The sequence below is a fragment of the Enterococcus sp. DIV1537a genome, assembly GCF_051712085.1.
GTDB lineage: Bacteria > Bacillota > Bacilli > Lactobacillales > Enterococcaceae > Enterococcus > Enterococcus faecalis.
The window spans coordinates 22,238-34,562 of sequence record NZ_JBIOOE010000001.1; the positions used below are offsets into that span (position 1 = coordinate 22,238).

At 38.5% G+C, this 12,325-nt stretch carries 12 protein-coding genes; 11 read left to right on the plus strand and 1 reads right to left on the minus strand.

Features of this window, described 5'->3' with window-relative positions; genetic code table 11:
* Positions 1 to 48: 48 nt before the first annotated feature.
* From IGJ41_RS00085 to IGJ41_RS00110, 6 genes are all read left to right on the plus strand, one after another.
* A complete protein-coding gene (locus IGJ41_RS00085) occupies positions 49 to 561 on the plus strand; it encodes a mannose/fructose/sorbose PTS transporter subunit IIB (protein WP_002385473.1) in 513 nt (170 codons plus the stop codon).
* Between the two features lie 234 nt (positions 562 to 795).
* Complete coding sequence (locus IGJ41_RS00090; RefSeq protein ID WP_002356030.1) at positions 796 to 1,788, plus strand: mannose/fructose/sorbose PTS transporter subunit IIA; 993 nt, start codon at positions 796 to 798, stop codon at positions 1,786 to 1,788.
* A gap of 34 nt (positions 1,789 to 1,822) precedes the next feature.
* On the plus strand, positions 1,823 to 2,626 hold the full coding sequence (locus IGJ41_RS00095) for a PTS mannose/fructose/sorbose transporter subunit IIC (protein WP_002356031.1): 804 nt from the start codon (positions 1,823 to 1,825) through the stop codon (positions 2,624 to 2,626).
* A gap of 22 nt (positions 2,627 to 2,648) precedes the next feature.
* Positions 2,649 to 3,560 (plus strand): PTS system mannose/fructose/sorbose family transporter subunit IID, encoded by a 912-nt coding sequence (locus IGJ41_RS00100; protein WP_002356032.1) that lies wholly within the window; start codon positions 2,649 to 2,651, stop codon positions 3,558 to 3,560.
* Positions 3,561 to 3,721: 161 nt separating this feature from the next.
* A complete protein-coding gene (locus tag IGJ41_RS00105; RefSeq protein ID WP_002356033.1) occupies positions 3,722 to 4,099 on the plus strand; it encodes a DUF956 family protein in 378 nt (125 codons plus the stop codon).
* A gap of 247 nt (positions 4,100 to 4,346) precedes the next feature.
* A complete protein-coding gene (locus IGJ41_RS00110) occupies positions 4,347 to 4,874 on the plus strand; it encodes an HdeD family acid-resistance protein (protein WP_002356034.1) in 528 nt (175 codons plus the stop codon).
* A 48-nt stretch (positions 4,875 to 4,922) separates the two neighbouring features.
* On the opposite strand, the gene IGJ41_RS00115 is transcribed toward IGJ41_RS00110, so the two are convergent.
* Entirely contained in the window at positions 4,923 to 5,126 is a 204-nt protein-coding gene (locus IGJ41_RS00115) for a hypothetical protein (RefSeq protein WP_002381332.1), read from the minus strand.
* A gap of 197 nt (positions 5,127 to 5,323) precedes the next feature.
* On the opposite strand from IGJ41_RS00115, the gene IGJ41_RS00120 reads away from it, so the two are divergent.
* The 5 genes from IGJ41_RS00120 (at position 5,324) to mprF (ending at position 12,302) form a co-directional block, all read left to right on the plus strand.
* Positions 5,324 to 6,094, plus strand: coding sequence for a MurR/RpiR family transcriptional regulator (locus IGJ41_RS00120; RefSeq protein ID WP_002387434.1), 771 nt, complete (start codon positions 5,324 to 5,326; stop codon positions 6,092 to 6,094).
* Between the two features lie 148 nt (positions 6,095 to 6,242).
* Entirely contained in the window at positions 6,243 to 7,811 is a 1,569-nt protein-coding gene (gene malX / locus IGJ41_RS00125; RefSeq protein ID WP_438713615.1) for a maltose/glucose-specific PTS transporter subunit IIBC, read from the plus strand.
* Between the two features lie 14 nt (positions 7,812 to 7,825).
* Positions 7,826 to 9,040 carry a MalY/PatB family protein gene (locus IGJ41_RS00130; protein ID WP_202524402.1) on the plus strand — a complete coding sequence of 405 codons (1,215 nt, stop codon included), beginning with the start codon at positions 7,826 to 7,828 and terminating at the stop codon, positions 9,038 to 9,040.
* 99 nt (positions 9,041 to 9,139) lie between these two features.
* Positions 9,140 to 9,520: a RidA family protein gene (locus tag IGJ41_RS00135; protein ID WP_002356039.1), complete on the plus strand. Its 381-nt coding sequence runs from the start codon at positions 9,140 to 9,142 to the stop codon at positions 9,518 to 9,520.
* Positions 9,521 to 9,710: 190 nt separating this feature from the next.
* Complete coding sequence (mprF, locus tag IGJ41_RS00140) at positions 9,711 to 12,302, plus strand: bifunctional lysylphosphatidylglycerol flippase/synthetase MprF (RefSeq protein WP_108119752.1); 2,592 nt, start codon at positions 9,711 to 9,713, stop codon at positions 12,300 to 12,302.
* Positions 12,303 to 12,325 lie beyond the last annotated feature (23 nt).

Here is a 12,325-nt window from a genome sequence, read left to right on the forward strand (position 1 = left end):
AAGACAAAGGTCCTAACCTTTAAAAATGAATTTAAAGGAGCATTCCCGATGGTAATGGATATTCGTTTAGCTCGAATTGATGATCGATTAATTCATGGCCAAGTAGCAACTGTTTGGGCAAAATTGACGAACATTAATCGCATTTTAGTGGTTAGTGATTCCGTTGCTCATGACAATTTGAGAAAAGCCTTGTTGGTTCAAGCTGCTCCACCTGGTGTCAAAGTAAATGTCATCACTGTTCAAAAAATGATTGATGTTTACCCTGATCCTCGTTTTGATTCGTTTCGAGCCATGTTGTTATTCACTAATCCTTTGGACGTGAAACGAGTGGTCGAAGGCGGTGTACAACTAACTTCTGTGAATATTGGCGGAATGAGTTTCAGCACAGGCAAGCGAATGATTACGAATGCAGTCGCAGTGGATGCCAACGATTTAAAAGCATTTCTGTTTTTAAATGAACAAGGTATTGAATTGGAAATTCGAAAAGTCGCAGCAGACAGCCAAGTGAATTTGATGGATTTACTGAAAAAAGAGCGTAGCAAAGAAAATAACGCCAGCTGACGTTAATTTTTACAGACGAAAGACATTGAAAGGATGTGGTGGCCTAGGACCAACATCATTGCTTCATGAACTGTATTGATAAAGGCAAGTGCTGATGTTGAAAAAAATCAAGAACTATTGAAATTTTTTCATTTATTTTTGTCAGAATCTGATTTATCTGATTTTTTTCAAAAAGTGAAAGCGTTTAGCAGTACAACCATGAAAAAAAACATCAATTATACAGGAGGTATAAAAATGGTAGGAATTATCCTAGCAAGTCACGGTGAATTTGCTGAAGGGATCTTGCAATCTGGTGCAATGATCTTTGGCGAACAAGAAAATGTAAAAGCAGTTACGTTAATGCCTAGCGAAGGTCCCGATGATGTAAAAGCAAAAATGCAAGAAGCCATTGCATCGTTTGACAATCAAGACGAAGTACTATTTTTAGTTGACCTATGGGGAGGAACACCATTTAACCAAGCGAACTCATTGTTAGAAGATCATAAAGACAAATGGGCAATCGTTGCAGGTATGAATTTACCAATGGTTATTGAAGCATATGCTTCTCGTTTCTCTATGGAATCAGCACAAGAAATTGCGACACATATTCTTGAAACAGCAAAAGATGGTGTCAAAGTTAAACCAGAAGAGTTACAACCAGCAGAAGCACCAAAAGCTGCTGCGACAGAAGATGCACAGCCAAAAGGTTCGTTACCACCAGGTACAGTTGTTGGCGATGGCAAAATTAAATTTGTGCTAGCACGTATTGATTCACGTTTATTACATGGTCAAGTAGCAACAGCTTGGACAAAAGCAACACAACCAAACAGAATTATTGTTGTTTCTGATGCCGTTGCAAAAGATGACTTACGTAAGAAATTAATCGAACAAGCAGCTCCTCCAGGAGTAAAAGCCAATGTTATTCCAATCAGTAAAATGATTGAAGTAGCGAAAGATCCACGTTTTGGCAATACAAAAGCATTATTATTATTTGAAAATCCTGAAGACGTCTTAAAAGTGGTTGAAGGCGGCGTAGAAATCCCAGAAGTAAACGTTGGTTCAATGGCTCACTCTGTTGGAAAAGTCGTTGTAAGTAAAGTATTATCAATGGGTCAAGAAGACGTTGATACGTTTGATGAATTAAAAGCCAAAGGCATCAAATTTGATGTGCGTAAAGTGCCAAATGATTCAAAAGCGAATATGGACGAAATTTTGAAAAAAGCAAAAAATGAGTTAGCAAACGCGTAACTCGCCAAATACAAATCAAAATAGGAGGCTTATCATGTCTGTTATATCAATTATTTTAGTTTTACTCGTTGCCTTTCTAGCTGGTATGGAAGGGATTTTGGATGAGTTCCAATTCCACCAACCGTTAGTAGCATGTACATTAATCGGATTAGTTACTGGTAATTTAGAAGCCGGAATTGTTTTAGGTGGTACTTTACAAATGATCGCGTTAGGTTGGGCGAACATCGGGGCTGCCGTTGCACCGGATGCCGCTTTAGCATCTGTTGCCTCAGCAATTATTTTAGTTTTAGGTGGCCAAGGTGTTAAAGGTGTTCCTTCAGCGATTGCCATCGCAGTTCCTTTAGCGGTTGCAGGTTTGTTCTTAACAATGATCGTTCGGACAGTTGCGGTTCCAATCGTTCACATGATGGATGCGGCTGCTGAAAAAGGCAACATTAAACAAGTTGAAATGTTACACATTTTCGCTGTATGTTTACAAGGTATTCGTATTGCGATTCCAGCAGGTGCTTTACTATTCATTCCTGCTGACACTGTTCGTAATTTCTTAGAATCAATGCCAGCTTGGTTAACTGATGGTATGGCTATCGGTGGTGGTATGGTCGTTGCCGTAGGTTATGCATTAGTAATCAACATGATGGCAACAAAAGAAGTATGGCCATTCTTCATTATCGGTTTCGTAGTCGCAGCGATTTCTCAATTAACATTAATCGCATTAGGTGCTTTAGGTGTCGCTTTAGCTCTTATTTACTTGAACTTATCTAAAATGGGCGGTTCTTCTAACTCAAATGGCGGAGGCAACTCTGGCGACCCATTAGGCGATATTTTAAACGACTACTAATTCTGAAGGAGGAGCAAAGAAAATGGCAGAAAAAATTCAATTAACTAAAAAAGATCGTTTAGCTGTGGCTTGGCGTTCAACATTTATCCAAGGTTCTTGGAACTATGAACGTATGCAAAACGGCGGCTGGGCATTCTCAATGATTCCAGCAATCAAAAAATTATATAAAACGAAAGAAGAACGTTCAGCGGCGTTAAAACGTCACTTAGAGTTCTTTAATACACACCCATACATTGCCTCACCAATTCTTGGTGTAACATTAGCTTTGGAAGAAGAACGTGCCAATGGCGCACCAGTTGATGACGTAGCGATTCAAGGGGTTAAAGTTGGGATGATGGGTCCTTTAGCCGGTGTCGGTGACCCAGTTTTCTGGTTTACTGTTCGTCCAATGTTAGGAGCTTTAGGTGCTTCCTTAGCAATGGGTGGTAACATCTTAGGCCCAATCTTATTCTTCGTTGCTTGGAACTTAATTCGTTGGTCATTCATGTGGTATACACAAGAGTTTGGTTACAAAGCAGGTTCTAAAATTACTGATGACCTTTCAGGTGGTTTACTACAAGATATTACAAAAGGTGCTTCTATTTTAGGGATGTTCGTACTGGCCGCATTAGTTCAACGTTGGGTATCGATTAAGTTCTTACCAATTGTCTCACAAGTTAAGTTAGACAAAGGTGCTTATATCGAGTGGGATAAACTTCCTGCTGGCGGTGAAGGAATGCATAAAGCCTTTGAACAAGTGAACCAAGGCTTGGCGCTTTCACCAACGAAAGTTACTACTTTACAAGATAACTTAGATCAATTGATTCCAGGTCTAGCACCATTACTACTTACATTCTTATGTATGTGGTTATTGAAGAAAAAAGTTAGCCCAATCGTTATCATTCTTGGTTTATTCGTAGTCGGCGTAGTCGGCCACTTAATCGGCTTATTATAAGAATGACGAGGTAAGTTTATTACTTCTAATCAAAAAAAGCGGAAGAGAAGTCGAGAAACTTTTCTTCCGCTTTTTTAAACAAAGATGTAATTTTGTTTGTTTCGATCAGGAAAGAAACGTATAATAAAGTGGAATTAGTCGAATGAAATGGAGCAGATAACATGGTACAATCATTAAACACAAAAGTTGATTTAGTTATAGATGCGACGGCATTTACAGGATTAACAGATTATGGACAAATTATGATAGGTGACCGCGGGTTTGAATTTTACCATGCCAAAGATCCACGTAAGTTTATCCAAATTCCGTGGGAAGAAGTCGATTACGTGTTGGCTTCAGTAATGTTCAAAGGAAAATGGATTCCTCGTTATGCGATTCAAACCAAGAAAAATGGGACGTATACGTTTGCTTCAAAAGAGCCGAAGCGAGTGTTACGAGCTATTCGTGAATATGTTGACCCAGATCATATGGTCCAATCTTTGAGTTTCTTTGATGTCATAAAAAGAGGGATTCTCTCGATTGGGAAAAAGAAAAAATAATTTATAACTGTTACTTTTTTATAAACTAGATGAAAAAGTAGCGGTTTTTTTGTGGGAAAACGATGGACTTATTTATACAAAAAAGGCACAATTGTGCACCAAAAAAGAGACAATCAAGTGATACGTTGTTTTTAATGGAGTTATCATTGAAATGGTTTTCAGAAAGCACGATGAAAATATTTGACACCTTGTAAAATAGTAGTAACATAATAAGTGTAATAAATTATTTTATAGAGGAGTGAGTGTCATGGAACAACGACAACATCATGGAATGGACTGGGGTTCATTAGTATTAGGAATTCTATTTGTTCTGACTGCATTAATTTCTTTCCAAAATCCTGCCGGTAATTTAATTGCCATTGTGATGGTTTTTGCGATTTTTGCTATTATTAAAGGGATTTTCGAAATTTTTGTACGTAATCGTATGAAAGAATTGCTAGGCTACAAAGCTTATGCACCAATCATCTTAGGGATTATTGATATCCTAATTGGTGTTTACTTATTGTTTAACTTAAATATTGGTGTCGCTGTGTTACCATTTGTTTTTGCAATTTGGTTTTTATTCGACTCAATTTTCGGCTTATTTACTTTAGATTTTGCTAAACGAGTAAGCACAGGTTACTTCTGGTTCACATTAATTGTTGACGTTTTAGGGATTATCTTAGGTGTAATGTTATTATTTAATCCATTGTCTTCAGCATTAACTCTAAGCTTCTTAGTTGGCTTCTACTTTATGATGTTTGGTATTAGCAATATTGTATATGCTTTTAGATAAAAGAAGTAAAAAAACAGGTTTTCCGAAAAGGAAAACCTGTTTTTTTTTTTAATAACGACGGCGGCAGTTGCCATTATTTCCCGAAATTGTTCGAACAAGCCACACGATAATCGCTACGGGAACTAAAATTTTTACTGCTAGCCACAATAAGCTTCCCACGATACCGACAACGGCACTAAAGAGTGAACCGACAACTAAAAATAAAAGGACCACTAAAAGAATATTTATAAACATTGGTCGTTGATTATTCATACGTACTACCTCCAAATTTTTCCTGTTTTCTATATACAGAGTATAGCAAGAAAGCGCAACAAACACCTCCATCGGAAGGCTGATTTTTTTCTCTGGCGAATGATGGAGCCGCTGTTGGTTATTTTGGACTTTCTTATTGAAATAATCAGAATATTCTGGTGTATAATTATAAAAAAGGATTTAAAGTGAGGGATTGGATGTCGACTGAGGGATTAATCGCTTTGTTAGAAAAGAAACGAAATCATTTAAGTAAAATTGAAAATCAAGTACTGGATTATATTTTGACGCATATGACGGAAATTAGTTCACAAACCATTTATGAGGTGGCGCAGGCGTTGTTTGTCTCAACAGCCACTATTTCTCGAACAGCAAAACACTTAGGTTATCGAGGCTTCCAAGAATTAAAATACGCGATCGTCCAATCGGTGCAGAGCGAGAGCACAGAAAGCGATAGTCGTAGTTTTCAAGCCATTACACAACAGTTGATCGCCAATGTGCAAGACAGTTTTCAACAAATGGATGAAGCCAAAGTCGCGGAAATGCTTAAAATGATTGAGCGTGCGAATACGATTGAAGTGTTCGGTGTTGGTGGCAGTTTTCCTATTTGTACTGATTTTGCACGAAAGCTAACATTTTTAGGAAAAAAAGCCTATGCACGATCTGATTGGGATGAACAAGCGGCAGCAGTTAAGAATCTGGATGGACAGGATTTAGCCATTTTTGTCAGTTATACAGGAGAAACTAAGGGGATTTTAGCGTATGCACGTGTAGCGCAGGAACAGCAAGTGCCGATGATTAGTTTGATTTCGACTAAAGGAAGCACCTTGGAAAAATTGTCGACGACGACGTTATTTGCCAAAGGGACGACACGTTATCATCAGCGCGTGGATTTAAGTTCAAGAATTGCTGTCATTTGTTTGTTCGATACGGTTTTATTAATGTATGCAGAGGCAAAGCAGCCGCGGTAATTTTATGCAACACCATACTAAATGATGTAAGGGGATACATAAAGAGTGTAGCCTCTTTTTTCTTTGTTTTGGGCTAGTTATAATGAGGGTAATGAATGTAAACGCAATCATTTTTAGTTTTGTAAAGAATGAATGGAGGAGTTAAGAAATGGCAGTAAAGAAAAAGAAAGCGACTTTCTGGGAGTTTTTCCAAGGATTAGGTAAAACGTTTATGTTGCCAGTGGCTTTATTAGCTTTTATGGGGATTTTGTTGGGATTAGGAAGTTCTTTTTCCAGTGAATCCATGATTGAAACGATCCCGTTTTTAGGAAAGCCCGCAGTAAAAATTATTTTCCAATTTATGTCGACAATTGGTGGTTTTGCGTTTGCCTATTTACCTGTCATGTTTGCAATGGCCATTCCGTTGGGGTTAGTTCGGAAAGAAAAAGGAATTGCTGCGTTTTCAGGTTTCGTAGGCTATACGGTGATGAATTTAGCGATTAATTTCTATTTAGTGCAGACGAATCGCCTTGTGGATCCTGAACAGTTGCGGGAAGCCGGCCAAGGAATGGTTTTTGGGATTCAAACGATTGAAATGGGCGTTCTTGGTGGAATTATCGCTGGGCTTATTGTATATAAGTTGCATAATCGATTTTATACGGTACAACTACCAGATAGTTTTGCCTTCTTTTCTGGCGCACGGTTTGTACCAATTATTACTTCATTAGTGATGGCATTCGTGGGCTTAGTAATTCCGTTAGTTTGGCCACTTTTCGCGCTAATGATTATGGCGATTGGCCAACTTATCCAACGTTCTGGTATTTTTGGGCCTTTTCTGTTTGGGTCAGGGGAACGTCTACTGTTACCGTTTGGGTTGCATCATATTTTGGTTTCCATGATTCGTTTTACTGAAGCAGGGGGTTCAGCGGTGGTGGCTGGCAAAGAAGTGTTTGGTGCGTTAAATATTTTCTATGCAGAATTGCAAAATAATTTACCGATTTCACCAAGCGCAACAGCTTTCTTGTCACAAGGGAAAATGCCGACCTTTATTTTTGGCTTACCAGCGGCGGCACTTGCGATGTATCATACTGCAGCTCCGGCGAATCGACATAAGATTAAAGGCTTACTCCTTTCGGGTGTAATTGCTACGGCTATCACTGGCATTACAGAACCAATTGAATTTTTATTCTTATTTATTAGTCCATTATTATGGCTGTTTCATGTCATTATGACTGGTCTAGGTTTCATGGTAATGGCTTTATTAGGTGTTGTGATTGGGAACACTGATGACGGGCTACTGGACTTTGTTATTTTTGGCTTGTTACAAGGAACTTATACAAAATGGTGGTGGGTTCTCATTGTCGGCGCTATCTGGTTTGTTGTTTATTATTTCGTCTTTAAAACAGTCATTGTAACCTTTGATTTAAAAACACCTGGACGAGACAAGGTCTTAGATGAGACTGAATATACCGATCAAGAAGTTCAATATAAGAAAACGGGTGGCTATGATGCGCCTGGGATTTTAGCGGCTTTGGGTGGGCAAGAGAATATTCAAGCTATTGATAATTGTATTACGCGTTTACGTTTAGTGTTAGCAGATGCTAATAAAGTAGATGATGACAAATTAAAGCAATTAGGGGCTTTAGGCGTTGTACATTTAGATGCGCAGAATGTACAAGTGATTATCGGAACCAAAGTGACAACGGTCCGTAATCAATTAGAGATGATTTTAGGTTAGAAAAAAGACAGAAGGTGAAGAGTGTGTCGTTTGATAAAGCAATTGATCGACGAGGAACGTATTGTACACAGTGGGATTTTGTAGAAGACCGATTTGGGGAAGCGGACTTGCTTCCCTTCACTATTTCCGATACGGATTTTGCTGTGCCAGAGGCAGTTCTGGCAACATTACAGGAGCGTTTGAAACATCCCGTATTTGGCTATACGAGGTGGAACCATCCGCAATTAAAAGAAGCAATTCAAACGTGGTACCAGACAAGATTCCAGACGAAGATTGAAGAACACTGGATTATGTATACCCCGACTGTTATCTATGGTATTTCTGCTTTGATTCAATTATTGACTAACGAAGGGGAGGGCATTATTTTACAAACACCTGCCTATGATGCATTTTTTAAAGTTATTCAGGAAAATAAGCGGCAAGTAGTGGCGAATGAACTGCTTTATCAAGAGAAGCGCTACAGCATTGATTTTATTGATTTAGAAAAAAAACTAGCGCAACCAGAAAATCGCTGTTTGCTTTTATGTTCCCCGCATAATCCAACAGGACGTGCTTGGGAGCAATGGGAATTAGAGCGAATGGTTTCATTGTGCCAACAGTATGATGTGTTTTTACTTTCTGATGAAATTCATATGGATATCGTTAATAAAGGCCAAGTTCATCGACCAATTACGCAATTTGGTTATAAAAAATCTGCCATTATTACCAGTGGCACGAAAACCTTTAATTTTCCAGGGCTGATTTTTGCTTACGCCCTAATTCCAGATAACGAATTACGTGACGCTTTTCAGCTCAAATTAAAAAATGCCGATGGTTTATCATCAACAAGTATTTTGGGAATGCTAGCAACCATGACGGCCTATCAAAAATGTGGTACTTGGGTTGACGAGTTGAATGATTATTTAGCGGAGAACCAACGTTACGTGAAAGATTTTTTACAGACATATTTGCCAAAAATTAAAGTGACGGAGCTGGAAGCCACTTACTTAATGTGGTTGGACGTATCAGCGGCAGTTCCAGATGTGGCCCGCTTACAAGAGGCTTTAGTTTCTGTGGGGAAAGTCGCCATTATGGACGGCTCGATTTATGGCGGTAATGGACAGCGATTTTTACGGTTAAATATTGGCTGTTCGCAAGCAAAACTACACGAGGGACTTGAAAGGATGCGCCAAGGTTTTGAAGCTGTTTTACAAAAGGATGGCACAACATCAGCGCTTGGGAATAATTGAGAAAAGATAGCATTCCGAAAATGGTTGCAGTACAATGGAAAAATAGAAACAAATAAAATAACAAAAAGTAACAACTTGTCATTTACTGGGGGAAAAGAAATGAAAACAATTAAAACAAAGCAAGCACCACAAGCAATTGGGCCATATTCACAAGCAAAAATTGTGAATGGTTTATTGATTACTTCTGGTCAGATTCCACTGGATCCTGAAACAGGCAAGGTGGTTGGTACAACGATTAAAGAACAAACCAATCAAGTACTGAAAAATATTCAAGGAATTTTAACAGAAGCTGGTAGTGATTTTGCTCATGTAGTCAAAACGACATGCTATTTACAAAATATGGCAGATTTCACGGCATTCAATGAAGTCTATGCTGAGTATTTTAGTGCGGAATATCCTGCACGCACAACGATTGAAATCTCTAAATTACCGATGGATGTGTTGGTGGAGATTGAGATTATCGCAGAAGTAGTGGCGTAAAAATACAGATAAAAGAGTGAGAAAAAAATCGTCTTAGATTTTTTTCTCACTCTTTTTTTCAATAAAACAATACGATTCAGCCAAAATGTCTAGCCGTGCTGGAAAATTTTCAGCAAATAGGCTACCATGGAAGAAAATCGATAAAACGAAAGTTAAATGAATAGAAAAGAGATATGAAAGAGGCTATAAGATGAAAAAAAATATTAGCCAACTAACGCAGTGGTTGAAAGAACACAGTTTATTATTGAAACTAATTTTTCTTGGTTCTGTATTAGTTTTCGTGGCTAACCAAGTGACACATATCGCTCAAGGCATGACCTGGGCGGATATTTTTTCCACGATGGAACAACAAAGTACGGGGCGTTTAATTGGCATGGTCTTGGCAGGACTGTTAGGGGTTATTCCAATGCTCCTTTATGACTATGTAGTCGTTAAGTTATTGGAAAAAGAAGGTAAGCCACCAATGAAACGAATGGATTGGTTAACTTCGGCTTGGGTCACCAATACCATTAATAACTTAGCGGGTTTTGGCGGTGTGGTTGGGGCAACGCTACGGATTAATTTTTACGGAAAAGATGTACCACGGGGCAAGGTTGTAGCAACGGTCTCAAAAGTTGCTCTGTTCTTGATTTCAGGGTTATCTATTTTATCTTTTGTGGCGTTTGTTGATTTATTTTTTATTCGAACCCAAAATGTTTTTCGTGAATATTGGGTTTGGTTATTATTGGGCAGCCTGATTGCGCCAGCGCTCTGGTTTTTCACGTATTTAAAACGGCGAACATTGTTTAAAACATTTTTTCCAAAAGCAGTGCTCCTATTATTCGGCGCTTCATTAGGTCAATGGCTAGGTGGGATGTTTGCTTTCTTGATGATAGGTCGCTTGATGCAGGTGCCAGTTTCGATGGTTTCTGTTTACCCAATGTTTGTTATCGCTACGTTAATCGGGATGTTGACCATGGTTCCTGGTGGTATGGGAACGTTTGATGTCTTAATGATTTTGGGCTTGTCACAATTAGGGATTGATCGATCACAAGCGGTCGTCTGGTTGTTGTATTATCGTTTGTTTTATTATGTGACGCCTTTTATGACAGGAGTTATTTTGTTCTTGCAACAAGCAGGCATGAAAGTCAATCAATTTTTTGATAATTTACCTCGGTTATTTTCACAAAAAGTGGCGCATTTTATTTTGGTGGCGGCGTTATATTTTGCAGGGATTATGATGGTTCTATTGTCGACTGTGACGAATTTGTCGAATGTCAGTCGTTTATTCCAAGTGTTACTTCCCTTTTCTTTTAATTTTTTAGATCAAACATTGAATTTATTTGTAGGATTCTTGTTATTAGGTTTAGCTCGAGGCATTTCTATGAAAGTGAAAAAAGCTTATTGGCCTACAATTATTTTACTAGGATTTTGTATTGTAAATACGGTGGCACGAACGACTTCGTGGCAGTTAATTGCTGTTTATGCCGTTATTTTATTGGCGGTTATTTTGGCTCGTAAAGAATTTTATCGTGAAAAGTTTGTTTATTCATGGGGCGCTTTAACGGTAGATAGTATTTTGTTTGGCTGCTTGTTTATCGGTTATGCGGTTGCTGGCTATTACGCCGCACGACCAGCTGGTGGCAATCAAGTTATCAATCACTTTTTGTTGTTTCCGTCAGATGATGTTTGGTTTAACGGATTGATTGGTTTAAGTATTTCCTTGATTGGTTTATTCTTTTTGTATCAATATTTAGCCGAAACAACTGTTACTTTAGGTGAGGGGTTTGAGGAAGCGCGGTTGACACACTTTTTGGAAAAATTTGGTGGCAACGAAGGCAGTCAATTTTTATATTTAAAGGATTATGGTCATTTTTACTACCAAGAAGAAGGCGAAGATCAAGTACTTTTTGGGTTTCAAATGAAGTTTAATAAATGCTTTGTCTTGGCGGATCCGATTGGGCAACGAGAGAAATGGACAGCGGCGACACTGGCGTTTATGGATCAAGCTGATTTGTTAGGTTATCAATTAGTTTTTTATCGTATCTCGGAAGAATATGTTATGAATCTTCACGATTGCGGCTTTGAATTTATGAAAGTTGGGGAAGAAGGCTTGATTCAATTTGATGAGCCGTCAACAGTGAATCAAACAGCCAGGACGGAAACAGTGACTGAAAAAATAGCAGCAGAAGCAGCGGATTTTCAGTTTGAATTTTATCCTGAAACGATTAGTGATGCCTTATATCAAGAGTTAGAACGAGTTTCTGCGGACTGGTCACGGAATCAAAAAGAGCGCTACTTTATTGGTGGACGGTTGGATCCCGAGTACTTGAAATGCAGTAGCGTGGGCTTGGTGAGACAGAAACAAACGGTCATCGGTTTCATTACTGGAAAAGAAATGGAAAAAGGCAAAAGTATTTCTTATGATTTGTTACGTATTCGTTCAGACGCACCTGCTTTTACTAGAGAATATTTGTTCACTCATTTTATTGAAACCTATCAACAGCAGGGCTATCAATTAATTGATATTGGGATGGCGCCGTTGGCTAACGTAGGGGAGAGCAAGTACTCTTTCTTAAAAGAACGCTTTGTTAATATTTTTTACAAGTATAGTTATCAAATTTATGCGTTTCAAGATACACGCAAGCGCAAAGAACAATATGTCACTAGTTGGCAACCTCGTTATTTTGCTTATCCTAAGCGGACCAGTGTACTCTTTGCTTTTGTGCAACTCTCCTTATTGATTACGAAAGGAAGACATCAAAGTGTTTCGCTTGTGGAAGAAGCAATGACTGAAATTTAAAAAAATCACGCGATGACTTAGCC